Genomic DNA, 22,439 nt, shown 5'->3' with positions numbered 1-22,439 from the left:
GGAGCCCGGTGGAGGTACGGAGCATCGCGCTGGACCCCGGGGAGGCGTACGAGCTGCGGCTCACCGGGCGCGGGGCGCGCGGGTACGTGTGGACCTGGCAGGTCACGGGCGACGCCGACGCGGTGGCGGTCGCGGAGGGCGTCGCTGTCACCGGCCTGCCGGTCCCCGCCCCGCCCGCCCCCGGCGCCGCGGTGGAGCGGTCGTACGTCGTACGGGGCCGCCCGCCCGGCGGCCGGGCCCGCATCCGCTTCGCGCAGGTGCGGCCGGCCTACCCGCAGGAGGCCCCGTACGACGAGTTCGTGCTGGACGTGGAGGTCAGCGCCGGGCACTGAGCACCCGGTGCTGCACGGCTTCGAGGGGGCCCCGCTCGAACCGGCGCAGCCACAGCCACGACCCGGCGGCCAGGACCAGGCCCACGGCCGCCCACAGGCCCATCACCCACCAGGGGCCGTGCCCGGCGAACCGTTCGGCGAGGCCCAGGCCGATCCCGTAGCAGAGCAGGACGCAGAGCACGTTCTGCGCGACGTAGCAGGACAGGGCGGTGCGGCCGACGGCGGAGAGGGCGCCGGTCAGCGGGCGGGGGATCCACAGGCGGTCGAGGGCGGTGCCGATCAGGCCGATGTAGCCGACGGCGACCAGCGGGGCGACCGCGTAGCGGCCCAGGAGGAAGAAGTCCTCGCCGCCGAGGGTGGTCGCGGCGGTCAGCGGCAGCCCCAGCCCGAGCCCCCAGGCGGCCATCCGGCCCCGGACGCGGCGGCCGGCGGCGGTGTCGGCGAAGGCGCCCGCGCGGTAAAGCCGTACGCCGAGGAGGAAGAGGAAGACCAGCAGCCCGAAGGTGATGACGGGCTCGATGCGCAGGGCGGCGAGGTTCTGCGCGCGGAAGGCGATCTGGTCGCCCCAGCCTCGTTGCGCGTACAGGGCGACGGCGTCCGGGTCCGGGCCCTCGGGGGCTCCCTCGGACCCGTCCGCCGCCAGGGCGAGCGTGAGCAGGGAGATCAGGGCCAGGTGCACCCCGCCGGCCGCCCACATGACCCGGCGGCGGACCGTCTCGGAGCGGGCGAGGAGCCGGGCGACGAGGAGCGCGGTGACCGCGTACCCCATCAGCACGTCCCAGGCGAAGACGAGCAGGAAGTGGACGGTGCCCTCGGCGAAGAGGAAGGCGGCGCGCCGCCAGTACGGGCCGGGCCAGGGCTGTCCGCGGCGGGCCGCGGAGTCGTACTGGACGGCCAGGCCCACGCCGAAGAGGACCGTCAGCAGGGCCAGGAACTTGCCGTCCGCGACGGCCCGGAAGACGGTCTCGGCGATGGTGGCGGCGGAGGGGTCGGCGAGCGGGTCGCCCGCGCCGAGGCCGCCCTGGAGGACTGCCCACTCCGAGCCGGGCGAGGCGAAGATCCACACGTTGGTCATGAGCGTGCCGAGGACGGCGGCGCCGCGCAGCACGTCGAGGAGGGGCAGGCGGCGGCTCGCCTTCGCGGCCACGGCGGGGGTGAGCAGGATGTCGGCCATGGCTCCAGCGTCCCGGCGGGAGCGGCCGCGCACGTCGTGCGGGCGGACGACGCCGCACTACACCCTTCGGTGCAGCGAGCCCCTTTTCCGGCCCCTTCCGGGTCTCCTTGCGCGCCCCGTCGGGGTTGACCCTGGGCCGGCCCGGCGACCCTCGGCCGGTCCGCATCCTGGACCGGGCGCCGGCTTGCACCCCTGTTGTATCTATGCTGTGCGCATGCCAGCCGCCAGCAGTACCGTGACCGCCGCCGACCGTGTCTACCGGCACGTCAAGGAGGGCGTGCTCGACCGGCGCTACGAAGGCGGCACCCTCCTCACCGAGGGCGAACTCGCCGACGCCGTGGGGGTTTCCCGCACGCCGGTCCGCGAGGCCCTGCTGCGCTTGGAGACCGAGGGGCTGCTGCAGCTGTACCCGAAGAAGGGCGCCCTGGTCCTGCCGGTCTCCGTGCAGGAGATCACCGACGTGCTCGAAACCCGGCTGCTGGTCGAGGAGTTCACCGTACGCCGGGCCGTGCCCGCGCCCCCCGGGCTGCTGGACCGGCTCGCGGCGCTGCTGGAGGAGCACCGCCGGCACGCGGCCTCGGGGGACCTCCCCGCGCTGATGGCCGCCGACCGGGGCTTCCACGCCGAGATCGTGCGCAGCGCCGGCAACCGGATCCTGTGCCGCCTCTACGACCAGCTCCGCGACCGGCAGCTGCGGATGGGCGTGGCCCTGCTGCACGCCCACCCGGACCGGGTCGAGCGCACCCTGGCCGAGCACGCCGAGATCCTCGACGCGCTGCGGTCCGGGGACGCGGAGGCGGCCGCCGCGGCGGTCCGCGGCCACATCGGCCGGGTCGAGGCACTGGTCCGGGGGCCGGGCCGATGAGCACCGGGCCGATGAGCACCGGGCCGGCCGTGAAGGACCCCCCGGGCGGGCGCAGGGCCGTCGCCGTCTGGTCCATCGGCGTCGCCGTGTACTTCGTCGCGGTGATCTTCCGTACCAGCCTGGGCGTGGCCGGACTCGACGCCGCCGACCGCTTCCACGTCAACGCCTCGGCGCTGTCCGCCTTCTCCCTCCTCCAGCTGCTGGTCTACGCGGGCATGCAGATACCCGTCGGCCTGATGGTGGACCGGCTCGGCACCAAGAAGGTGCTGACGCTCGGCGCCGTCCTGTTCACCGCCGGACAGCTCGGCTTCGCGCTGTCCCCCTCGTACGGGATGGCCCTCGCCGCCCGCGCCCTGCTGGGCTGCGGCGACGCCATGACCTTCATCTCCGTACTGCGGCTGGGCACCCGGTGGTTCCCGGCCCGGCGCGCGCCGCTGATGGCGCAGCTCGCCGGGCTCGTCGGCATGGCGGGCAACCTGGTCTCCACGCTGGTGCTGGCGCCCGTACTGCACGGCGTCGGCTGGGTCGCGGCGTTCGCGGGCAGTGCGGGGGCGGGGCTGGTCGTCCTGGTCCCGCTGGTGCTGTTCCTGCGGGACCACCCGGAGGGGTACGGGCCGCCGCCGCGGGAGCGCCAACGGGAGCGGGAGCCGGGGAAGGGCGCGGGGGCCTCCGGGGAGTTCGTGCGCCACCAGATCACCTCGTCCTGGCGGGAGCCCGGCACCCGGCTCGGCCTGTGGGTGCACTTCACCACGCAGTTCCCGGCCATGGTGTTCCTGCTGCTGTGGGGCATGCCGTTCCTCGTGGAGGCGCAGGGGCTGTCGCGCACCACCGCGGGCGGGCTGCTGACGCTCGTCGTCGTCTCGCACATGGCGCTCGGGCTGGTCTACGGGCAGCTCGTCGGCCGCCGCCAGTCCGCGCGGCTCCCGCTCGCCCTCGGCACGGTCGGGCTGACCGCCTCGCTGTGGGCCGCCGTCCTCGTCTACCCCGGCGACCGGGCGCCGATGTGGCTGCTCGTCACGCTCTGCCTGGTGCTGGGCACCTGCGGGCCGGCCTCGATGATCGGCTTCGACTTCGCGCGCCCGGCCAACCCGGCGGAACGCCAGGGCACCGCCTCCGGCATCACGAACATGGGCGGCTTCCTCGCGACGATGACCACCCTGCTGGTGGTGGGCGTCCTGCTGGACGCCACCGGCGACAACTACCGCATCGCCTTCTCGACCGTGTTCGTCCTGGAGGCGCTGGGCGTCAGCCGGATCCTCCGGCTACGCGGCCGCGCGCTGGCCCGCGAACGGGAGCTGCGCACACCGGTGCCGGCCCCGGCCGGCCCCGCCGCGGCTCCGCAACCCGCGCCGGCCACGGGGTGACGGCCGCGGCGGCGGCTACGGGGTGTCCGTACGGCCGGGGCGGCGGCTACGGGGTGACGGCGAACCGCGTCAGGATCGCGTTCGCCAGCTCCGCGTCGCCCTCCACCTTCACCCGGTCGGCGACCGTGTGCGCCCGCACCCGGCCCGCCGCCAGCCGTACGTACGTCTCCCAGTCCAGGGTCAGCGTCACGGCCGGGCCCAGCGAGGGCGCCTTGTCGAGCGTGCCCCGGCCCTGCGCGTCGACCCGTACCGTCCGCATGAACTCCAGCGGACCGTGCACGTCGAGCACCACGGCCGAGTTCGCCGGCGCGCCGGCCTTCTTCGCGACGACCTTCGGCAGCCCGGCCAGGAGCATGTCCCGCGCGACGAACGCGCCCGGCGCGTCCCAGTTCCCGGGCCGGCCCAGCGCCTGGCGGAGGTCCTGCTCGTGGACCCACACGTCGAAGGCACGCATCCGCAGCGCCTCCTCCAGGGTCACCTGCTCCCCGAGCGGCCCCCGCACCATCGTGGCCGGATCCCGCTTCTCGTTCCGCAGCTGGCGCATGCGCCGGATGACCGTGTACTCCAGCTCCGAGGTCATCTCCGGCGCGGTGTGGTGGCGCCGTACGTCGACCTGCACCTCCATGTACCGGGTGAACTCGTCGACCACGTGCCGCAGGTCCCGCGCCACGGTGTGGATCGGCCGCGGGTCCCCGAGCTGCTCGCACTCGATGCCGATGATGTGTGACACCACGTCACGGACCGACCAGCCGGGGCACGGGGTCGCCCGGTTCCACTCGCCCTCCGGCAGCGGGAGGACCAGCTCGGATATCGCCTCGATGGAATGCGTCCACGCGTCGGCATAGGGCTGAAGGCTGGGATGGACGGTCAACGGGACCCCTCGCGGTGCTGTTCAATGGCGCGTTTTTGGAAGCTGTGGGCTTGGTTTCCAAAACTACGCTGCCGGTGAGCACCCCGGCAGTGCTTTCGTGTGACGATCGTAGGCCCGAGTTGACGGCTTGAATGCCAGGACGGTGGTAGTGTGCGCGCCTCGCTGATCCAAATCGCGGTGAACGACGGTGAGTCGGTGACTTCCCGGCGGTCCCGGGTGGCCGACCTCGTACGGGAGCAGGCGGGTTCCGACCTCGTCGTGCTGCCCGAACTGTGGACCGTGGGGGCCTTCGCCTACGAACAGTTCGAGACGGAGGCCGAGCCGCTGGACGGCCCGACCTTCGAGGCCATGTCCAAGGCGGCGGGCGACGCCGGAGCGTGGCTCCACGCGGGCTCGATCGTGGAGCGGGCGGGCGACGGCTCGCTCTACAACACCGCCCTCGTGATCTCCCCGGCGGGCGAGCTGGCCGCCACGTACCGCAAGATCCACCGGTTCGGCTTCGACCAGGGCGAGGCCGTGCTCATGTCGCCGGGCGACTCCCTGACCACGGTGGTCCTGCCGGAGCAGACCCTCGGCATCGCCACCTGCTACGACCTGCGCTTCCCGGAGCTGTTCCGCGGCCTGGTCGACGCCGGGGCGACGACGCTGGTCGTCGCGGCGGGCTGGCCGGCGCGCCGCCGCTCGCACTGGACCCTGCTCAGCCGGGCCCGGGCCGTGGAGGACCAGGCGTACGTACTGGCCTGCGGCCTCGCCGGTACGCACGCGGGGGTCGAGCAGGCCGGACACAGCCTGGTGGTGGACCCCTGGGGCGAGGTCCTGGCGGAGGCGGGGCCGGGCGAGGACGTGCTGACGGTGGACCTGGACCCGGCGAAGGTGGTGGAGACCCGCGCCCAGTTCCCGGCCCTGAAGGACCGCCGCCTGAACCACTGACGCGCGTGGGGGCCGGGGGCGTCGCCCGTCCCGCCGGGGGCATCGCCCCGGGGGCGGCGGCGGCCTGCGCCCGCCCGGCCGGGCGGGTGTCCTCCGGCCGCATCCACCCCGGGCCGGACGGGCCGCGGCGCGGGTCCACCCCCGTCAGAGGTCGTCCTCCCGCTCCTTCTCCGCCATGCGGATCACGCACACCGCCACCGCGATCAGCAGCGCCGCGTCCGCGTCCTCCCGGATCACGTTGACCGCGTAGGTCTCGCGCACCCGGTACCACTGCCGCGAGATCAGCGCGAGCAGCTCCCCGTCGTACTCGACCTTGAACTCCCGGTCCAGGATCCGCCCGCTGACGTCCAGCTCCGTGCCCTCGACCAGGGTCACGCGGAAGTGGTTGCGCAGCAGGGAGAACCGCTTCCTGCGGATCACCGCGAGCCGTTCCTCGTCCCGCTCCAGGGTCATCGCGTCGCGGAAGGAGAACAGCTTCTCCCGCAGGGTGATCAGGATCTGCCCGTCCGGGTCCTTGAGCTCCAGCTTGTCCTTGACCCGCAGCGCCTTCCCGTCGACGAGGAAGGCGTGGCGGCCGTCCTCGTCCTCGATCCAGTAGTCGTCGCCGAGGGCCAGCAATTTGTCCCGTACGAGGTATTTCATGCGTTGATCCGTGCCCGCGATAGGTTGCTGTCATGCCTCTGCTCTACGTGACCGACCTGGCGTACCCGGCGCGCGGCCGCCGCTACTGCGACGAGGACATATTCCTCACCTCCCGGCTGCGGGCCCACTTCGACGTGGCCCTGTGCCATCCGGGGGACGCCCGCGCCCTGATGGCCGGCTTCGACGCGGTCGTCGTCCGCAACAGCGGACCGGTCCTGCACTACCAGGAGGCCTACGACGCCTTCCGGTCCGCCGCGCTCGCCGCCGGGACGCCCGTCTACAACCCGCTCACCGGCAGCGGCGACATGGCCGGCAAGCAGTACCTCCTCGACCTGACGGCCGCCGGCTACCCCGTCATCCCGACGGTCGACGATCCCGCGCGCGTCTGCGAGCTGCCCCGGGTGGCCGAGTACGCGGTGAAGCCCAAACAGGGCGCCGACTCCATCGGCCTCACCTTCACCGCGGCCCCGCAGGGCCCGGCGGGCGAGATCCTCATCCAGCCGCGCATCGACTTCGCGTACGAGGTGTCCTTCTACTTCGTCGACGACGCCTTCCAGTACGCCCTGTACGCCCCCGACACGGCCCGCCGCTGGGAGCTGACGCCCTACGAACCGACCGCGGCGGACCTGGACTTCGCCCGTGCGTTCATCGCCTGGAACACCCTCGACCACGGTATCCAGCGGGTGGACGCCTGCCGGGCGCCGTCGGGCGAACTGCTGCTGGTGGAGCTGGAGGACCTGAACCCGTACCTCTCGCTCGACCTGCTCCCCGAACCGGTCCGGGACTCCTTCGTCGAGGCCTTCGCCCGCTCCCTCCACACCTTCGGCGCCTGACGTCCGGCCGGCGGGGTCCGATGTCAGACCCGGCTGCGAGGCTCACCCCATGGACAAGCAGACGTTCTGGAAGCTGATCGACACGGCCCGCGCGGAGGCCGGCCCGGACGAGGTCGCGGCGCGTACGTCGCAGCTCCTCGCGGCCTTCCCGGAGACGGAGATCGCGGCCGCCCAGCAGGTGCTGTGGGACCTCCTGGCGGACTCCTACCGCAGCCCGCTCTGGGCCGCGGCGTACGTCATCAACGGCGGCTGCTCGGACGACGGCTTCGACCACTTCCGCGGCTGGCTCCTCACCCAGGGCGAGGCCGCCTTCACCGCGGCCCTGGCGGACCCGGACTCCCTGGCCGACCTCCCGGCGGTCCGCGAGGCGGCCCGGAAGGGCTTTGACCTGTGGGACGAGCGGGCCCTCACGATCGCCTGGACCGCGTACGCGTCCGCGACCGGCCGCGAACTCCCGGCGGACTCGTTCACGATCGCCTACCCGCCGCTGGACCCGGCCTGGGACTTCGACTTCGGCGACACCCCGCAGACCGCCGCCCGCCTCCCCCACCTGAGCGCCCTCTTCGACTAGCCCGCGCCCGCGCGGGCTCAGAGCCCGCTGGTGTCCAGCTCGATCCCGAACGGCTCGGGCAGCCGTACGGCCGTCCCGAACGGGTGCGGCCCGTCGACCTTGGTGTACCCGAGCCGCCCGGGGCCGGCGAACAGCGTGACGGTTTTGTCCGTCCGGTCGACCAGGAGGTACAGCGGGGCCCCGTACTCGGCGTACCGCTTGCGCTTGACGACGCGGTCGGTCTCGGCGTTGGACTGGGAGGTGATCTCGACGATGAGCAGGGTCTGGTCGGGGACCAGCGCCCCGCCTCCCTTGGCCAGTTCCTTCGGCGCCACGGCGAGATCCGGGACGTACCAGTTCGGCGAATCGGGCAGATCGAGGTTGCCCGACCCGGTGACGCAGTCCAGCTCCTTGACGCGCGGCCTGATCTGGTCACGGATCTCCTCGGCCGCGTTCTCGTGGTCCCAACTCGGCGTCACGTGAGAGATGACTCCTTCAACGATCTCGGTCCGGTCCCCGAGGAAGTGCTGGATGACGTACTTCAGGGCACGCTCGGGATCGATGCCCTCGCTGTAGTCGTGCGCGGCGGTCATGGTCCGCTCCCTCCTTCGCTGCCTGCCGCCAGGCTCGCACGGGGCGCGGCCGCGCGTCGTCACCCCTGCGGGTGGAGTCGGCGTCGCCGTACGCGCGTGATCCGGTGTTCATACCCGGATGGCAAGCTTGAAGAATGAACGATGCTGCCCCGGCGCCCACCCCTGCGCCCGCGCCCCGCCGCCGTGCCCGTGTCCGTGCCCCTGAGCTGATCGGCAAGGGCGGCTGGCTCAACACCGGAGGCAAAGAGCTCACCCTCGCCGACCTGCGAGGTAAGTGCGTTGTTGTAGATTTCTGGACATTCTGCTGCATCAACTGCCTCCACGTCCTCGACGAGCTCCGTGAGCTGGAGGAGAAGCACCGCGACACCGTCGTGATCATCGGCGTGCACTCGCCGAAGTTCGTGCACGAGGCGGAGCACGCCGCCGTCGTCGACGCCGTCGAGCGGTACGAGGTGCACCACCCCGTGCTCGACGACCCCGAGCTCGCCACCTGGAAGCAGTACGCCGTGCGGGCCTGGCCCACGCTCGTCGTGATCGACCCCGAGGGGTACGTCGTCGCCCAGCACGCCGGTGAGGGGCACGCGCACGCCATCGCGCGGCTCGTCGAGGAGCTGGAGGCCGAGCACGACGCCAAGGGGACGCTGCGGCGCGGGGACGGGCCGTACGTGGCGCCCGAGCCGGTGGCGAGCGACCTGAGGTTCCCCGGGAAGGCGCTGCTGCTGCCCTCCGGGAACTTCCTGGTGTCCGACTCGACGCGGCACCAGCTGGTCGAGCTGGCCGCCGACGGGGAGCGCGTCGTACGCCGCATCGGCAGCGGCGAGCGCGGGTTCGGCCCCGACGCCTTCAGCGAGCCGCAGGGGCTGGCGCTGCTGCCCGACGGGACCGTCGTCGTCGCCGACACCGTCAACCACGCGCTGCGCCGCTTCGACCCCGCCACGGGGGCCGTGGAGACCGTCGCCGGGACCGGACGCCAGTGGTGGCAGGGTTCGCCGACCTCCGGGCCGGCCCTGGACGTGGACCTGTCCTCGCCGTGGGACGTCGCCTGGTGGCGCGGCCGGGTGTGGATCGCCATGGCCGGCGTCCACCAGCTGTGGACCTGGGACCCCGAGACCGGGACGGTCGGGGTCGCGGCCGGCACGACCAACGAGGGCCTGCACGACGGGCCGGCCGCCGAGGCGTGGTTCGCGCAGCCGTCCGGGCTCGCGGCCGCCGGGGACCGGCTGTGGGTCGCCGACTCCGAGACCAGCGCCCTGCGGTACGTCCACCCCGCCGACGGCGACGGCGCTGACGGCCCCGGGGGCGGGTACGCCGTCACCACCGCCGTCGGAACCGGGCTGTTCGACTTCGGGCACCGGGACGGCGCCTGCGCCCAGGCGCTGCTCCAGCACCCGCTGGGTGTGACCGCCCTGCCCGACGGCTCGGTCGCGGTCTGCGACACGTACAACCACGCGCTGCGCCGCTACGACCCCGCCTCCGGCGAGGTCACCACCCTGGCGACCGATCTGCGCGAGCCGAGCGACGCCGTCCTCGTCGGCGGGGACATCGTGGTCGTCGAGTCGGCCCGGCACCGGCTGACCCGGCTGCGGCTCCCGGAGGAGGCCGTACGGGTCGACGCCGTCGCGCACCGCACGCAGCGGGCCGCGACCGAGGTGGCCCCCGGCACGCTCCGCCTCGACGTGGTCTTCCAGGCCCCGGCCGGGCAGAAGCTCGACACCCGCTACGGGCCGTCCACCCGCCTGCTGGTCTCCTCGACCCCGCCCGAGCTGCTGGCGGGCGGCGACGGGGCCGGGACGGACCTGTTCCGGGAGCTGGAGCTGAACCCGCAGGTCACCGAGGGCGTCCTGCACGTGTCCGCGATGGCGGCGTCCTGCGACGACGACCCGGCCAACGAGTACCCGGCCTGCCACGTCCACCAGCAGGACTGGGGCGTGCCGGTGACGGTCGTCCCCGGCGGGGCGGCCCGTCTCCCGCTCGTCCTCGCCGGCATGGACGACGACGCGTAGGCGGGCCGAGGGCCCGTACGACGGGTAGGCGGACCGAGGGCCCGTACGACGGAACCCCGGCGCGGACTCGGCGTCCGGTCGGGGTTCCGTCATACGTGAGGAGGGGCGGGGGACCTCAGCCCTCCAGGAAGGCCACCAGGGCGTTCGCCAGGAGGAACGGGTCGTCCGCGCCGCACAGTTCGCGGGCGCTGTGCATCGAGAGGATCGCGACGCCGATGTCCACCGTCTGGATGCCGTGCCGGGCGGCCGTGATCGGGCCGATCGTCGTGCCGCACGGCATGGAGTTGTTGGAGACGAACGCCTGCCACGGCACGCCGGCCCGCTCGCAGGCGCTCGCGAACACCGCGCGCCCGCTGCCGTCCGTCGCGTACCGCTGGTTGACGTTGACCTTGAGGATCGGGCCGCCGTTGGCGCGCGGGTGGTGCGACGGGTCGTGCCGCTCCGCGTAGTTGGGGTGCACGGCGTGCCCGGTGTCCGAGGAGAGGCAGATGGTGCCGGCGAAGGCCCGCGCGCGGTCCTCGTAGGAGCCGCCGCGGGAGAAGACTGAACGTTCCAGCACGTTTCCCAGCAGGGGGCCGTCGGCGCCCGTGTCCGACTGCGAGCCGTTCTCCTCGTGATCGAAGGCCGCCAGCACCGGGATGTGGTCGAGCGCCTCCGAGGTGGAGACGGCGGCCAGCGCGGCGACGCCCGCGTGCACGGACAGCAGGTTGTCCATGCGCGGCCCGGCCAGCAGTTCGCGGTCGCGGCCGAGGTACGAGGGCGGCTCGATCGAGTGGACCATCAGGTCCCAGCCCGCCACCGAGCCCTGCGGCAGGCCCTCTTCCTCCTCCAGGAAGCCGATGAGGTCGCCCTCCTGGACCTCGCCGAGTCCCCAGATCGGCTGCATGTGCCGCTGCTTGTCCAGCTTCAGACCGTCGGTGTTCACCGACCGGTCCAGGTGTACGGCGAGTTGGGGGACGCGCAGCAGCGCGCGGTCCACGTTCACCAGGCGCTCGGTGCCGTCCCGCAGGGTCAGCCGGCCGGCCAGGCCGAGGTCCCGGTCCAGCCAGGTGTTGAGCAGCGTGCCGCCGTAGATCTCGACGGCGATCTGCCGCCAGCCCTGCGAGCCGGTGTCGGGCAGTGGCTTGACCCGCAGGTTGGGGGAGTCGGTGTGCGCGCCGACGATCCGGAACGGGGTGTGCGCGGACGCGCCCTCCGGGACGTACCAGGCGATGAGCGCGCCGCCGCGGAGCACGAACTTGCCCCCGGTGCTCGCATCCCAGGCGTCCGTTTCCGACAACTGCCTGAAGCCTGCCTTTTCCAGCCGCTCGGCCGCATTGGCCACGGCGTGGTACGGCGACGGACTGGCCGTCAAAAAGGTCATCAGATCGTCGGTGTGGCCGCGGTCGAAGCGGGCGGGAGAGCTCATGTGGTTCACCTTAACGACGGTCGTGTTCGCCATGGCCGGACTGCGGCTGATAGCCGAGAGGTCGGGGGCCGCGGGGTGTGTGATCTGCGGTCCCTTCGGTTCTCAGCCCGGCGGGCGCTCGAATCTGCGCTGCAGTTGCCTGCGCTCGCCCCGGCGGATGCGCGGGAGCATCTCCGGGGTCTGCGCGGAGCGCTGCGCGCGTCTCTTGCGTCCGGCGCAGAAGATACAGGCCTCGCCGGGCGGTGCGTCGGGGTCGATGGGGGCCCCGGGGTGCTCGGAGCAGCCCGAGGCGTTGCGGGGGCGGGACAGCTCGCGCGCGACGATGAAGGCCCGGTGCAGGTCGTCGGCGATGCGGACGAAGTCCTCGGCCGGTGAGGAGAGGCCGAGGTGGAAGCGCTGGTCCTCGACGGTGCGCAGGCAGGTGCGCAGCGCCGTGAGGGTGTACGGGGGGTCCGGCACGGGATAGCCCAGGCGCCGCTGTTCCCCGGCGGGCGGGGTCGGGCCTCCGGGGCGGCCGCCGCGGCCGCGCAGCCCGAGGCGGCGCCGGTCGTTGCAGATGAGGCAGCGGCCCCAGCCGTCGGGCGCCTCGGGGTCGAGGGCGCCGTTGGGGTGCTCGGAGCAGCCGGTGTAGCTCTTGGCGGGTGCCAGCCCGGCGGCGGTCTGGAAGGCCACGTACAGGGCGTCGGCGATCCCGTCGTACTCGGCGGGGTGCGCGCCGTCGTACAGCTCGCGCAGGTGGTCGCCGAGGCTGCCCAGGCTCGCCTGCAGCTCCTTGAGGGCGTACGGCCGCCCGGTGGGGACGGAGTACCCCCTGCTGCCGTGCTGATCCTGTGGACTCATGTCTACGAGCGTCCCATGAACGACCGACAACGGGGAAAGCCGGTGCCCCGGAAGCCGGTCCCGCGCGGGCCGGCGCGCCCCGGGCGGGTGCCCGGGAGTACACCAGCGGCCGGGCCCCCGGTGGGGGGACCCGGCCGCTGTGCGTACACCGCGTACGTGTGGTGGCTGCCTGGAAGGGCTGCCTAGAAGGCGGCCTCGTCGAGCTCCATGAGGGAGTTGTCGACGACCTCGGCCAGCCGGCGCTGGACCGAGACGCCCGGCAGGACCTGCGCGGCGAAGAACTTCGCGGCGGCGATCTTGCCGGTGTAGAACGGCACGTCCTTGGCGGAGGCCGTGGGCAGCTTCTCGGCGGCCACGGCCGCGCCCTTGAGCAGCAGGTATCCGACGACGACGTCGCCGGAGGCCATCAGCAGGCGGGTGGTGTTCTGGCCGACCTTGTAGATGTTCTTGACGTCCTCGCCGGTGGCGGTGAGGTCGACGATCATCGCGCCGACGATGGCCTCCAGGTCGACGGCGGCCTGGGCGAGCGCGTCGCGGGCGCCGGCCAGCTCCTCGCCGCCGACGGCCTCGGCCAGGAACTTCTTGATCGTCTCGGAGAGGACGTTCAGGGAGGCGCCCTGGTCGCGGACTATCTTCCGGAAGAAGAAGTCCTGGCCCTGGATGGCCGTGGTGCCCTCGTAGAGGGTGTCGATCTTGGCGTCGCGGATGTACTGCTCGATCGGGTACTCCTGCAGGTAGCCGGAGCCGCCGAAGGTCTGCAGGGACTGGGCGAGCTGCTCGTAGGACTTCTCCGAGCCGTAGCCCTTGACGATCGGCAGGAGCAGGTCGTTGAGGCCGATCTCGGCGGAGGCGTCCTCGCCGTTGGCCTGCTTGAGCTGGATCTCGTCCTGGACGGAGGCGGTGTAGAGCACGAGGGCGCGCATGCCCTCGGCGTACGCCTTCTGCGTCATGAGCGAGCGGCGCACGTCGGGGTGGTGCGTGATGGTGACCTTGGGCGCGGTCTTGTCCATGAAGTTGGCCAGGTCCGGACCCTGCACGCGCTCCTTGGCGTACTCCAGCGCGCTGAGGTAGCCGGTGGAGAGGGTGGCGATGGCCTTCGTGCCGACCATCATCCGGGCGAACTCGATGATCATGAACATCTGGCGGATGCCGTCGTGCTTGTCACCGATCAGCCAGCCCTTGGCGGGGTGCTGGTCGCCGAAGGTCATCTCGCACGTGTTGGACGCCTTGAGGCCCATCTTGTGCTCGACGTTCGTGGCGTAGACGCCGTTGCGCTCGCCCAGCTCGCCGGTCTCCCAGTCGAAGTGGAACTTCGGGACGAGGAAGAGGGACAGGCCCTTGGTGCCGGGGCCGTGGCCCTCGGGGCGCGCGAGGACGTAGTGGAGGATGTTCTCCTCCATGTCGTGCTCGCCCGAGGTGATGAAGCGCTTGACGCCCTCGATGTGCCAGGAGCCGTCCGCCTGCTCGACGGCCTTGGTGCGGCCGGCGCCGACGTCCGAGCCGGCGTCCGGCTCGGTGAGGACCATGGTGGAGCCCCAGCGCTTCTCGACGGCGATCTCGGCGACCTTCTTCTGCGCCTCGTTGCCCTCTTCGTAGAGGATGCCGGCGAAGGCCGGGCCGGAGGAGTACATCCACACGGCCGGGTTCGCGCCGAGGATCGTCTCGGCGAACGCCCAGATCAGGGAGCGGGGCGAGGTGGTGCCGCCGATCTCCTCGGGCAGGCCCAGGCGCCAGTACTCGGAGTCCATGAAGGCCTTGTAGCTCTTCTTGAAGGACGCCGGGACGGGCGCGGTGTTCGTGGTCGGGTCGAAGACCGGCGGGTTGCGGTCGGCGTCCTCGAAGGAGGCGGCCAGCTCGTTCTCGGAGAGCTTGGTCATCTCGCTGAGGATGGTCTTGGCGGTGTCGGTGTCCATCTCGCCGAACGGGCCGGTGCCGTACAGCTTGTCGCGGCCGAGCACCTCGAAGAGGTTGAACTCGATGTCGCGGAGATTCGACTTGTAGTGCCCCATGGCGACGGCTCCGTTAAGGCTCGGTGAGACGGGTTCCTCGTACATACCAATCGGTAACCTCATCATGCTACCCACCGGTAATAAGAACAACCCTTACCCGCTGACTGTGACCAGCATCAAGCCAGGAGAACCGTGGCGCCGCCGGAAGTCCAGGCCCCGGAAGGGGACTGCATACGAACTTCTGGCGGCTGGGCGCGCAGGACCGGTACGAGGCCCCCGCCGACGCCGCGCGCCGCCTTACGGGTGGTGCAGCTCGGCCCACACGGTCTTGCCGGCCGGGGCGGGCCGCACGCCCCAGCGGGCGGCGACGGCGTCGAGCACGGCCAGGCCGCGGCCGCCCTCGTCGCCGTCCAGGGCCCGGCGCAGGACGGGCCACAGCCGGGGGTCGGGGTCGCCGACCTCCAGGCGGGTGCGGCCCTCGGCCGTGCGGGTGACGGCGAGGGTCACGGGGGTGCCCTCGCCGACGTGCAGGACGACGTTGCCGACCAGCTCGCTGACGCACAGCTGGAGGTCGTCGCAGGGCCCGCCGACGTGGGCCCGTACGGCCCGCCGCAGCCCGGCCAGCTCCTGCGGCAGCGCGAGCGCGGAGGCGTGGAACGGCCTCACCGTCCGGGAGCCCGGTTCAGCACGGAGGCGATCCGCAGCGCGGTGGTCGGGTTGCAGCTGCCGAGGGCGATCAGCGGCGGGGTGGGGTGGCTCCCGGCGTAGGACGGGAGGTGCAGGTCGAGGGAGGGCAGGGTGATCCCGTGCGCGGCGAGCGCGCCGCGGAGTTCGGTGAGGGCCGCGATCGCTACGCGGTCGCCGGTGGGGTTGCTCATGGGGGCGTTCCGTTCCTGTGCGGAGTGTGACGGTTCCTGCACAGGGTGGCGTCGCGGTGCGTACCGTGGGAAGCGTTGGCGTTCGTCTGCGCGAGGTGTGGAAGGGGTGGGCGGTGCCCGCACCCAAGGAGATCGACGGGGCGGCAGGAGTCCCCGAGTTCTACGGGAAAGAACTGCGGTGGCAGCGGGAGAGGACCGGTCTCACGCTGGAGCAGGTCGTGCACGGCTGCTACTACTCCGTGAGCTTCCTGAGCGAGATCGAGCGGGGTAGGCGGCGCATGCCCGCGGATCTTGCGCAGCACGTGGACAGGGTGCTGAAGACGGACGGATTCTTCGCACGCTGTTGCGCGGACGCAAGGAAAGCTCGCCGGCACGTCCACGGGCACTACTTCGCCGAAGTCCTGGAGATGGAGTCCCGCGCGGCAGACATCGTCGAATGGGCGCCGATGCTCATCCCGGGACCCCTGCAACTGGAGCCCTATATCGAGGCTGTGGTCTACGCGGCGCATCCACAGGTGACGCAGGACGTGCTGAACGAGCGGATCAGGACGCGCAGGGAGCGGGCGTGGGTCATGGAAGACGCCGCGGGACCCGTCTCGTGGATCGTCCTGCACGAGTCGGTCATTCAACAACCCATCCTCGGGTACGGCGACATGGCCGAGCAGCTCGCCCACGTCGCGGCGGTGGCCCGGCGCCGTCGGTTCGTGCCGCAGATCCTGCCTTCCGACGCGGGGGCGCACCCCTTCATGAGCGAGACGACGTGGCTGATGGAGTTCAGCGGCGCTCCTCCACTGATGTACACGGAAGGCATGTACACCGGCCAAGTGGTCGAGGACCAGGGGACGGTGAAGCAGTGCCGCGGTGCCTATGACCGCCTTCGGGCTGCGGCGCTGCCGCCCGAACTGTCCCTGCGGCTGATCGAATCGGCTGCGGAGGACTTCCGGAACGGAAGGAAGCCGCCCCAGTTCTCTTCCCGGCTCGCCGTGTAGGACGTTCCCACCCGCAGCCTTGGCGGGGCCCCGGGCACGGCTACGGGGTGGGGCGCGGACGGGTGCGGGCGGCCCGCCGTGTTCACCGGGGCTGCCGCGGGGGCTCCGTTCGTGCGGGCCGTCAAGGCCGGTCGGCTCGGCGGCTGAGGGCGGCTTCGGCCGCGCTGGCCGGTACCGGCCGGTACGGCGGCGGGGGCTCGGTAGGGTGGGCCGCATGTACGGCTACGACCAGACTCCGGGCGCCCAGCAGCAGGGCTACGCGCAGCCCCCGCCCCAGCAGGGCTACGCGCAGCAGCCGCCGCTGTACCCCGAGCCCTCGCCGCCGTCGATCGCCGACGCGGTGCGCGCCTTCACGACCGGGCAGCTCGCCGCCGAGGACTTCCAGCAGATCTTCGCCACCTCGAAGGTCTACTGCCCGCGCGGTGACACCCCAGGTTTCCTGGCGCTGCACAACACGCAGCAGCCGGTCATCCCGATGTTCACCACGCTCAAGGAGCTGCGCCGGTACGCCGGCAAGGAGTCCAAGTACTTCGTGATCACCGGCGCCGAGGTGATCGACCTGCTGCCGACCGGCTACGGCTTCGTCCTCGACATGGAGGGCGACCACCGCATGGTCTTCGACGCGAAGGCCGTGGAGCAGATGGTCGACTTCGCGATGCGCCGCATGTACGGCTAGCAGCCAGGGACGACCCGGCGGGGGGCGGACGATGCTGAGGGTGCACTTCACGGCCGAGGACCTGTTCAACGTCACCTTCGCGAGCGAGCCGCTGCCACTGGTGGAGCTGGCCATGGCCGTGGTCGCCTGCCAGCGCACGGACGAGTCCGCCGTCTTCGGTCGCTGGCGCGCCCGGGTCGGCCGGGACCTGCCCCGCACGGCCGGGCCGCTGCTGGACCTGTTGCGGCCGGACGGCCAGAACCCGCAGTTCGTCGAGCCGTTCGCGCGCAGCCTGGAGGAGGGGCGGGCCGCAGTACGGGAGGCGGGTCCGCTGCTCACCGCCGAGGGACTGGACCGCGCCGCCGCGCGGGCCCCGGGCAGTGCCTCCTGGCTGCGCGCGCTGTGGGGCCAGGACCGCGAGGCGTGGCGGGCGCTCGACGATGCGATCACGGCCGCGTACGAGGTGGTCGTCGCCCCGCACTGGACGCGCATCCGGCAGTCCTTCCGGGCGGACGTGGCCTGGCGGACCCGGCTGCTGGCCGCGCACGGCATCAAGGCGTGCCTGGCCAGTACGCACCCGGCGGCCGGCTGGTCGGGCACGGTCTTCGAGGTCGGGGTCGCGCCGGCCTACGAGGTCCGCCTCGACGGGCGCGGCCTGCTGCTGATGCCCTCGCCGTTCTGGACCGGCCGGCCGCTGCTCGCCGAGGGCCCGGCCGGGCGTCCCCTGCTGATGTACGCGGCGCTGACGCCCCTGCCGCTGGTCGGCCCGGGCGCCGCCGAGGGGGCGCTCGACGCGCTGCTGGGGCGGACCCGGGCGGCCGTCCTCCAGCTGCTGGTCGAGCAGCGCACGACGAGCGAGCTGGCCCGGGACCTCGACATCAGCCTGCCCTCGGTCTCGGAGCACACCCGCACCCTGCGGGCCGCCGGGCTGATCACGACGGAGCGGGACGGCAAGGCGGTCCTGCACTCGGCGACCGGCCTGGGCGTGGACCTCCTGCACAGCGGCGGCTGACGCCCCGAGGTTTCGGGCACCGCCGAAAGGATCGCGCCCGCGGCCGCGGCTGCCGACCATCGGTGCTGCGGGGGACATCACGGGGCCCCGCGGCATCGAGCAGGGGAGAAGGCAATGACGCGTACGTCGTTCCGCACGAAGTTCGCCGCACTGGCCGCCACGGGGGTGATGGCGCTGGGCACGGGGGTCCTGGCGGCGTCACCGGCGCAGGCCGCCACCAATGGATGCGCGAGCGGCGCCGTGTGCATCTACCGCGGCGCCAACTGGAGCGGTGGGGTGAGCAACTCGTACTGGGCCCGCGGGACCCACCGGCTCTACAACCAGAACGGCGTGCACACGGTCTTCAACAACCAGACCGACGGCTGGAAGGTCTGGCTCTGCAAGGGCTCGAACGGCGACCGGTGCGACTGGCTGTTCGGCCCCGGCGTCGCCAGGGACGTCGACCTGACGCCGTACAACTCCATCGTCGTCACGCCGTAGCGGCAGCCGCGGCGGAACAGGGCCGAAGCGGGCCGGGGATCCTTCCCCGGCCCGCTTCGGCGCCTTCAGGAGGTGCGGCGGCGGCGCCGGCGCCACAGGGCCGCCGCCACCGCGGCGAGGGCCAGGGCCGCGGCGCCGTACGCGTACAGCAGCCCCAGGTCGGGACGGTGCAGCAGGGAGAGGCGGATGCCCGCGAAGACGGGCAGGGCGATCAGCTGGCCGCCGCCCTCGAAGTCGGTGCCGGCCGTCGCCCAGCGCAGCAGCAGGTGCGCGGCGAAGCAGAAGGCGCCCCACGCGCCGAGGTAGGGCCAGAGCGAGCCGGGCAGCGGCTTGAGCGGCATGCTCGCCCCCCAGCGCGAGGCGGCGTACCCGGCGCCCACGGCGACGGCGGTGACGACGCAGGCCCAGCCGAGGGCGCGCAGCGCCGCCGGCGGGCTCCACCGGGCTGGGCCGGAGGGGCCGGGGTCGGCAGCGGCGGGATCGGACGTGGTGGGGCTGCCGGCGGTGGGGTGCGTGTGGATCTCCATGCCGGGACAGACGCGCCGGTGCGGGAAGCGGTTGTCATGCACCGTACGGAGGCCCCGCGATCGGCCGGGAATGAACCACGCGGGGGTGCGGTTCAGTCGAGTGTGGCAGAAAGTTCGAGTTTCAACTAAACTCGACGCACAAGGAGGTCCTGACCATGCCCGCAGTGACTGTTGAGAACCCGTTGACCCTTCCGCGAGTGGCCGAGCCCCAGGCCGCCGTCGCGCGCAAGGTGCTGGCCGTGACCACGGCCCCGGGCGGGTTCGAGGGTGAGGGGTTCCCGGTACGCCGCGCGTTCGCCGGTATCAACTACCAGTACCTCGACCCGTTCATCATGATGGACCAGATGGGCGAGGTGGAGTACGCGCCGGGCGAGCCGAAGGGCACGCCCTGGCACCCGCACCGCGGCTTCGAGACCGTCACGTACCTGATCGACGGAACCTTCGTCCACCAGGACAGCAACGGCGGCGGCGGAGTCATCAACGGCGGCGACACGCAGTGGATGACCGCCGGGTCCGGCCTCCTGCACATCGAGGCCCCGCCGGAGTCCCTCGTCGTGTCCGGCGGGCTCTTCCACGGCCTCCAGCTGTGGGTGAACCTTCCGGCCTCCGACAAGATGATGCCCCCGCGCTACCAGGACATCGGCGGTGGCCAGGTCCAGCTCCTGTCCACCCCGGACGGCGGTTCCCTGCTCCGCGTGATCGCCGGCGAGCTGGACGGCCACGAGGGCCCCGGCATCACCCACACCCCGATCACGATGATCCACGCGACCGTCACGCCGGGTGCGCAGATCACCCTGCCGTGGCGCGAGGACTTCAACGCGCTGGCCTACGTCATGGCCGGGCGCGGATCGGTGGGCGAGGACCGCCGGCCGATCACGATCGGGCAGACCGCGGTCTTCGGCGAGGGCAGCTCCCTCACGGTGCGGGCGGACGAGTCCCAGGACTCCAACGCCCCGGACCTGGAGGTCGTTATCCTCGGCGGGCGCCCGATCCGGGAGCCGATGGCGCACTACGGGCCGTTCGTCATGAACAGCAAGCACGAGCTCCAGCAGGCCTTCGACGACTTCCAGGCCGGCCGGCTGGGCACCGTTCCGACCACGGAGCGCACGCGGTAGCCACCCCGGTCCGCCGCAGTACCCGCAGTACCCGCAGTACCCGCAGTACCCGCAGTACCCGCGGTCCCGCACGACGGGCCCGGACGCCCCACCGGCGTACCGGGCCCGTCGGCGTGCGGGCGCCCGGGAGCCGCGCGGGGCGCCGGGGTCAGTCCAGCGCGTCGGGGTCCGGCTTGGACCGCTCGTACAGCTCGAACCAGATCGACTTGCCCTCGCCCCGCGGGTCCACGCCCCAGGTGTCGGCGAGCATCTCCATCAGCAGCACCCCGCGGCCGCTGGACGCCATCTCGCCCGGCCGCCGCTTGTGCGGCAGCTCGTCGCTGGCGTCCGCGACCTCGATGCGCAGCCGCCGCGCACCCAGCTCGCCCGCCGCTTCCGCCACGAGCAGCGCGTCGCCGTCCGTGTGCACGAGTACGTTCGTCACCATCTCGGAGACCATCAGCACCGCGGAGTCCACCTGGTCGGGGTCCGCCCAGTCGTGCAGCAGCTCCCGGACCTGCCGGCGGGCGCCCGAGATCCGCTCCGGCTCGGCCTGGGCCACGGTCAGCATCGTGCGGCGGGACGGCCGGACCGGGTGCGCCGCCGTCGTGCCGCAGCCGCAGTCCTCGCTCTCGCGGCACAGCAGCACCACGGCTATGTCGTCCTCGCGGCGGTCGGCGAGCGGACCCGTCGTGTGGTGCGAGGACGGGCCGTGCACGGCCTGGACCAGCAGGTCGGCGAGCTTCTCCAGGTGCCCGGCCTCGGGACCGCCCGGCTCCTCGCCCGCGCTCCCGGGGCCCGCGGACGGCCACGGGTCGGACTCCAGGACCGCCCGCAGCCGCGCCCAGCCGGTGTCCAGGTCGTGCCCGCCGGTCTCGATGAGCCCGTCGGTGCAGAGCATCATCGTCTCGCCGGGCTCCAGGGCGAACCGGGTGGTGGGGTAGTCGGCGTCGGGCACGATCCCGAGCGGCAGCCCGCCCGCCGTGGGGCGCATCAGGACGGTGCCGTCGGTCATCCGGACCACGGGATCGGGGTGGCCGGCGCGGGCCACCTCCAGCATGCCGGTCTTCGGGTCGCACTCCACGTACAGGCAGGTGGCGAAGCGGGGGCTCTGGAAGTCGGCGTCGTCGTAGGGCTCCGCGTCGGAGTCGGGTCCCTGGGAGGAGCACAGCCCGGCGAGGAAGCGGGAGGCCCGGGAGAGCACCGCGTCGGGCCGGTGGCCCTCGGAGGCGTACGCCCGTACGGCGATCCGCAGCTGGCCCATCAGGCCGGCCGCGCGGACGTCGTGGCCCTGGACGTCCCCGATGACCAGCGCGAACCGTCCCGAGGGCAGCGGGATCATGTCGTACCAGTCGCCGCCGACCTGGAGCCCGCCGCCGGTGGGGACGTACCGGGCGGCGATGGTCATGCCCGGGATGTCCGGGCCGAGCTGCGGCATCATCGACCGCTGGAGGCCCGTGGTGAGCTCCCGCTCGGATTCGGCCACCCCGGCGCGCTGGAGGGCCTGGGCCAGCATCCGGGCCACGGTCGTCAGGACCGAGCGCTCGTCGGGGGAGAAGAACACCGGGTGCTTGAAGGCGGCCATCCAGGCGCCCATGGTCCGCCCGGCCACGATCAGCGGAAGGAAGGCCCAGGAGGTGCGGTCGAAGCGCTGGGCGAGCGGCCAGGTGGCCGGGAAGCGCCGTTTGTAGTCGTCCGGGGTGGGGAGGTAGATCGCCCGGCCCGTACGGACGACCTCGGCGGCCGGGTAGTCCGTGTCCAGCCGCATCTCCGTGAACGGGCCCTCGTCGCCGGGACCGTGCCCGTGGTGCCCGATCACCGACAGCCGGTCGCCGTCCACGCCGAACACGGCCAGCCCGTCCGGGCTGAAGCCCGGCATCGACAGCGAGGCCGCGACCCGCAGCACCTCGGACGTGGACCGGGCCTCCGCGAGCGCCCGCCCCGCGTCCAGCAGGAAGGCCTCGCGGGAGCGCCGCCAGTCCCCGGTGATCGGGGTGTGGGCGGCCGTCGTGCCCGGCTGCGGCTCGGCGATCTCCTGGATGGTGCCGATCAGCTCGTAGTCGACGCGGCCGCCCTCGGCCCGGCTCTCCAGCGCCTTGGAGCGGCTGCGCACCGTCCGCAGGACCCGGCCGTCCTCGTCCATGATCCGCAGCCGGGCCTCGGCGAGGGTGTTCTCGGCGACGGCCAGGCTCACGATGCCGTTGATCTCGTTCCAGTCCACCGGGTGGAACCGGGACCGTACGGCGACCTCCGGCAGGACGACCGGCTCGGCGGGCAGCCCGAGGAGCCGGGCGGCCTCGCCGTCGAGCGTGACCGTCCCGGAGGCGTTGTCCCATCTCCACAGACCGGTCGCGATGGCGGCCAGGACGTCCTCGGTGCGCACCCGGTCATCTTTACAGGTCATCCCCCTGACGTGCCTGTTCGCCCACCCCGTCCGGGCGGGCCCGCGC

General features: G+C 72.7%; 23 protein-coding genes. 12 read left to right on the top strand and 11 right to left on the bottom strand.

Annotated elements, in window-relative coordinates; translation table 11 throughout:
• Positions 1 to 8: 8 nt before the first annotated feature.
• A complete protein-coding gene (locus ACFWTC_RS16335) occupies positions 9 to 332 on the top strand; it encodes a hypothetical protein (RefSeq protein WP_383929708.1) in 324 nt (107 codons plus the stop codon).
• Here the strand turns inward: ACFWTC_RS16335 and ACFWTC_RS16330 are convergent.
• Positions 316 to 1,506, bottom strand: a complete 1,191-nt coding sequence (locus ACFWTC_RS16330; RefSeq protein WP_383929711.1) for a DUF418 domain-containing protein — start codon at positions 1,504 to 1,506, stop codon at positions 316 to 318. The two genes, ACFWTC_RS16335 and ACFWTC_RS16330, sit on opposite strands and share 17 nt — an antisense overlap.
• Positions 1,507 to 1,720: 214 nt before the next feature.
• On the opposite strand from ACFWTC_RS16330, the gene ACFWTC_RS16325 reads away from it, so the two are divergent.
• Both ACFWTC_RS16325 and ACFWTC_RS16320 read left to right on the top strand, forming a co-directional pair.
• A complete protein-coding gene (locus ACFWTC_RS16325; RefSeq protein WP_383929714.1) occupies positions 1,721 to 2,371 on the top strand; it encodes a GntR family transcriptional regulator in 651 nt (216 codons plus the stop codon).
• Between the two features lie 11 nt (positions 2,372 to 2,382).
• On the top strand, positions 2,383 to 3,735 hold the full coding sequence (locus ACFWTC_RS16320; RefSeq protein ID WP_383929717.1) for a nitrate/nitrite transporter: 1,353 nt from the start codon (positions 2,383 to 2,385) through the stop codon (positions 3,733 to 3,735).
• 46 nt (positions 3,736 to 3,781) lie between these two features.
• On the opposite strand, the gene ACFWTC_RS16315 is transcribed toward ACFWTC_RS16320, so the two are convergent.
• Positions 3,782 to 4,606 (bottom strand): maleylpyruvate isomerase family mycothiol-dependent enzyme, encoded by an 825-nt coding sequence (locus ACFWTC_RS16315; protein WP_383929720.1) that lies wholly within the window; start codon positions 4,604 to 4,606, stop codon positions 3,782 to 3,784.
• A gap of 150 nt (positions 4,607 to 4,756) precedes the next feature.
• On the opposite strand from ACFWTC_RS16315, the gene ACFWTC_RS16310 reads away from it, so the two are divergent.
• A complete protein-coding gene (locus ACFWTC_RS16310) occupies positions 4,757 to 5,536 on the top strand; it encodes a carbon-nitrogen family hydrolase (protein ID WP_384027654.1) in 780 nt (259 codons plus the stop codon).
• A gap of 144 nt (positions 5,537 to 5,680) precedes the next feature.
• On the opposite strand, the gene ACFWTC_RS16305 is transcribed toward ACFWTC_RS16310, so the two are convergent.
• Complete coding sequence (locus tag ACFWTC_RS16305) at positions 5,681 to 6,178, bottom strand: LURP-one-related/scramblase family protein (protein ID WP_383929726.1); 498 nt, start codon at positions 6,176 to 6,178, stop codon at positions 5,681 to 5,683.
• 32 nt (positions 6,179 to 6,210) lie between these two features.
• Between ACFWTC_RS16305 and ACFWTC_RS16300 the strand changes: the two genes are divergently transcribed.
• Complete coding sequence (locus ACFWTC_RS16300; protein ID WP_383929729.1) at positions 6,211 to 7,011, top strand: hypothetical protein; 801 nt, start codon at positions 6,211 to 6,213, stop codon at positions 7,009 to 7,011.
• Positions 7,012 to 7,060: 49 nt separating this feature from the next.
• Complete coding sequence (locus ACFWTC_RS16295; RefSeq protein WP_383929732.1) at positions 7,061 to 7,582, top strand: DUF4240 domain-containing protein; 522 nt, start codon at positions 7,061 to 7,063, stop codon at positions 7,580 to 7,582.
• A 17-nt stretch (positions 7,583 to 7,599) separates the two neighbouring features.
• On the opposite strand, the gene ACFWTC_RS16290 is transcribed toward ACFWTC_RS16295, so the two are convergent.
• Complete coding sequence (locus tag ACFWTC_RS16290; protein ID WP_384027656.1) at positions 7,600 to 8,154, bottom strand: Uma2 family endonuclease; 555 nt, start codon at positions 8,152 to 8,154, stop codon at positions 7,600 to 7,602.
• 134 nt (positions 8,155 to 8,288) lie between these two features.
• On the opposite strand from ACFWTC_RS16290, the gene ACFWTC_RS16285 reads away from it, so the two are divergent.
• The gene (locus tag ACFWTC_RS16285) at positions 8,289 to 10,157 is read left to right on the top strand and encodes an NHL domain-containing thioredoxin family protein (protein ID WP_383929737.1); all 1,869 of its coding nucleotides are present in this window, start codon (positions 8,289 to 8,291) and stop codon (positions 10,155 to 10,157) included.
• A 115-nt stretch (positions 10,158 to 10,272) separates the two neighbouring features.
• Here the strand turns inward: ACFWTC_RS16285 and ACFWTC_RS16280 are convergent, their stop codons facing one another.
• The 5 genes from ACFWTC_RS16280 to ACFWTC_RS16260 form a co-directional block, all read right to left on the bottom strand.
• Positions 10,273 to 11,565 (bottom strand): M18 family aminopeptidase, encoded by a 1,293-nt coding sequence (locus ACFWTC_RS16280; protein ID WP_383929740.1) that lies wholly within the window; start codon positions 11,563 to 11,565, stop codon positions 10,273 to 10,275.
• Positions 11,566 to 11,667: 102 nt separating this feature from the next.
• Positions 11,668 to 12,405, bottom strand: coding sequence for a hypothetical protein (locus ACFWTC_RS16275; protein ID WP_383929742.1), 738 nt, complete (start codon positions 12,403 to 12,405; stop codon positions 11,668 to 11,670).
• Positions 12,406 to 12,587: 182 nt separating this feature from the next.
• A complete protein-coding gene (locus tag ACFWTC_RS16270) occupies positions 12,588 to 14,414 on the bottom strand; it encodes an acyl-CoA dehydrogenase (RefSeq protein ID WP_383929764.1) in 1,827 nt (608 codons plus the stop codon).
• 237 nt (positions 14,415 to 14,651) lie between these two features.
• Positions 14,652 to 15,020 (bottom strand): ATP-binding protein, encoded by a 369-nt coding sequence (locus ACFWTC_RS16265; RefSeq protein WP_383929745.1) that lies wholly within the window; start codon positions 15,018 to 15,020, stop codon positions 14,652 to 14,654.
• Positions 15,017 to 15,232, bottom strand: coding sequence for a hypothetical protein (locus tag ACFWTC_RS16260; protein WP_383929747.1), 216 nt, complete (start codon positions 15,230 to 15,232; stop codon positions 15,017 to 15,019). Before ACFWTC_RS16260 ends, ACFWTC_RS16265 begins: the two co-directional genes overlap by 4 nt.
• A gap of 56 nt (positions 15,233 to 15,288) precedes the next feature.
• Between ACFWTC_RS16260 and ACFWTC_RS16255 the strand changes: the two genes are divergently transcribed.
• From ACFWTC_RS16255 to ACFWTC_RS16240, 4 genes are all read left to right on the top strand, one after another.
• Complete coding sequence (locus tag ACFWTC_RS16255; RefSeq protein WP_384074223.1) at positions 15,289 to 16,221, top strand: Scr1 family TA system antitoxin-like transcriptional regulator; 933 nt, start codon at positions 15,289 to 15,291, stop codon at positions 16,219 to 16,221.
• 214 nt (positions 16,222 to 16,435) lie between these two features.
• Positions 16,436 to 16,897, top strand: a complete 462-nt coding sequence (locus ACFWTC_RS16250; protein ID WP_351273972.1) for an SseB family protein — start codon at positions 16,436 to 16,438, stop codon at positions 16,895 to 16,897.
• 31 nt (positions 16,898 to 16,928) lie between these two features.
• Positions 16,929 to 17,888 carry a helix-turn-helix domain-containing protein gene (locus ACFWTC_RS16245; protein WP_384074220.1) on the top strand — a complete coding sequence of 320 codons (960 nt, stop codon included), beginning with the start codon at positions 16,929 to 16,931 and terminating at the stop codon, positions 17,886 to 17,888.
• A 114-nt stretch (positions 17,889 to 18,002) separates the two neighbouring features.
• A complete protein-coding gene (locus tag ACFWTC_RS16240; protein ID WP_383929755.1) occupies positions 18,003 to 18,368 on the top strand; it encodes a hypothetical protein in 366 nt (121 codons plus the stop codon).
• Positions 18,369 to 18,433: 65 nt separating this feature from the next.
• Here the strand turns inward: ACFWTC_RS16240 and ACFWTC_RS16235 are convergent, their stop codons facing one another.
• On the bottom strand, positions 18,434 to 18,895 hold the full coding sequence (locus ACFWTC_RS16235) for a hypothetical protein (RefSeq protein ID WP_383929757.1): 462 nt from the start codon (positions 18,893 to 18,895) through the stop codon (positions 18,434 to 18,436).
• A 155-nt stretch (positions 18,896 to 19,050) separates the two neighbouring features.
• Here ACFWTC_RS16235 and ACFWTC_RS16230 point away from each other — a divergent pair, with 155 nt between their 5' ends.
• The gene (locus ACFWTC_RS16230) at positions 19,051 to 20,010 is read left to right on the top strand and encodes a pirin family protein (RefSeq protein ID WP_383929760.1); all 960 of its coding nucleotides are present in this window, start codon (positions 19,051 to 19,053) and stop codon (positions 20,008 to 20,010) included.
• Between the two features lie 148 nt (positions 20,011 to 20,158).
• Here ACFWTC_RS16230 and ACFWTC_RS16225 read toward each other — a convergent pair whose 3' ends face one another.
• On the bottom strand, positions 20,159 to 22,372 hold the full coding sequence (locus tag ACFWTC_RS16225; protein ID WP_383929767.1) for a SpoIIE family protein phosphatase: 2,214 nt from the start codon (positions 22,370 to 22,372) through the stop codon (positions 20,159 to 20,161).
• Positions 22,373 to 22,439: the final 67 nt, after the last annotated feature.

It is taken from the genome of Streptomyces sp. NPDC058619, assembly GCF_042717785.1.
Lineage (GTDB): Bacteria > Actinomycetota > Actinomycetes > Streptomycetales > Streptomycetaceae > Streptomyces.
Note: the sequence above shows the minus strand (reverse complement) of the source record. Positions and strands in the feature narration are given on the sequence as shown.

What these genes read in the sequence shown, in the direction of transcription:
- ACFWTC_RS16330 (WP_383929711.1), bottom strand. Translation starts at nt 1,506, where the DNA reads ATGGCCGACATCCTGCTCACCCCCGCCGTGGCCGCGAAGGCGAGCCGC.
- ACFWTC_RS16325 (WP_383929714.1), top strand. Translation starts at nt 1,721, where the DNA reads ATGCCAGCCGCCAGCAGTACCGTGACCGCCGCCGACCGTGTCTACCGG.
- ACFWTC_RS16320 (WP_383929717.1), top strand. Translation starts at nt 2,383, where the DNA reads ATGAGCACCGGGCCGGCCGTGAAGGACCCCCCGGGCGGGCGCAGGGCC.
- ACFWTC_RS16305 (WP_383929726.1), bottom strand. Translation starts at nt 6,178, where the DNA reads ATGAAATACCTCGTACGGGACAAATTGCTGGCCCTCGGCGACGACTAC.
- ACFWTC_RS16300 (WP_383929729.1), top strand. Translation starts at nt 6,211, where the DNA reads ATGCCTCTGCTCTACGTGACCGACCTGGCGTACCCGGCGCGCGGCCGC.
- ACFWTC_RS16295 (WP_383929732.1), top strand. Translation starts at nt 7,061, where the DNA reads ATGGACAAGCAGACGTTCTGGAAGCTGATCGACACGGCCCGCGCGGAG.
- ACFWTC_RS16290 (WP_384027656.1), bottom strand. Translation starts at nt 8,154, where the DNA reads ATGACCGCCGCGCACGACTACAGCGAGGGCATCGATCCCGAGCGTGCC.
- ACFWTC_RS16285 (WP_383929737.1), top strand. Translation starts at nt 8,289, where the DNA reads ATGAACGATGCTGCCCCGGCGCCCACCCCTGCGCCCGCGCCCCGCCGC.
- ACFWTC_RS16280 (WP_383929740.1), bottom strand. Translation starts at nt 11,565, where the DNA reads ATGAGCTCTCCCGCCCGCTTCGACCGCGGCCACACCGACGATCTGATG.
- ACFWTC_RS16275 (WP_383929742.1), bottom strand. Translation starts at nt 12,405, where the DNA reads ATGAGTCCACAGGATCAGCACGGCAGCAGGGGGTACTCCGTCCCCACC.
- ACFWTC_RS16270 (WP_383929764.1), bottom strand. Translation starts at nt 14,414, where the DNA reads ATGGGGCACTACAAGTCGAATCTCCGCGACATCGAGTTCAACCTCTTC.
- ACFWTC_RS16260 (WP_383929747.1), bottom strand. Translation starts at nt 15,232, where the DNA reads ATGAGCAACCCCACCGGCGACCGCGTAGCGATCGCGGCCCTCACCGAA.
- ACFWTC_RS16250 (WP_351273972.1), top strand. Translation starts at nt 16,436, where the DNA reads ATGTACGGCTACGACCAGACTCCGGGCGCCCAGCAGCAGGGCTACGCG.
- ACFWTC_RS16245 (WP_384074220.1), top strand. Translation starts at nt 16,929, where the DNA reads ATGCTGAGGGTGCACTTCACGGCCGAGGACCTGTTCAACGTCACCTTC.
- ACFWTC_RS16240 (WP_383929755.1), top strand. Translation starts at nt 18,003, where the DNA reads ATGACGCGTACGTCGTTCCGCACGAAGTTCGCCGCACTGGCCGCCACG.
- ACFWTC_RS16235 (WP_383929757.1), bottom strand. Translation starts at nt 18,895, where the DNA reads ATGGAGATCCACACGCACCCCACCGCCGGCAGCCCCACCACGTCCGAT.
- ACFWTC_RS16230 (WP_383929760.1), top strand. Translation starts at nt 19,051, where the DNA reads ATGCCCGCAGTGACTGTTGAGAACCCGTTGACCCTTCCGCGAGTGGCC.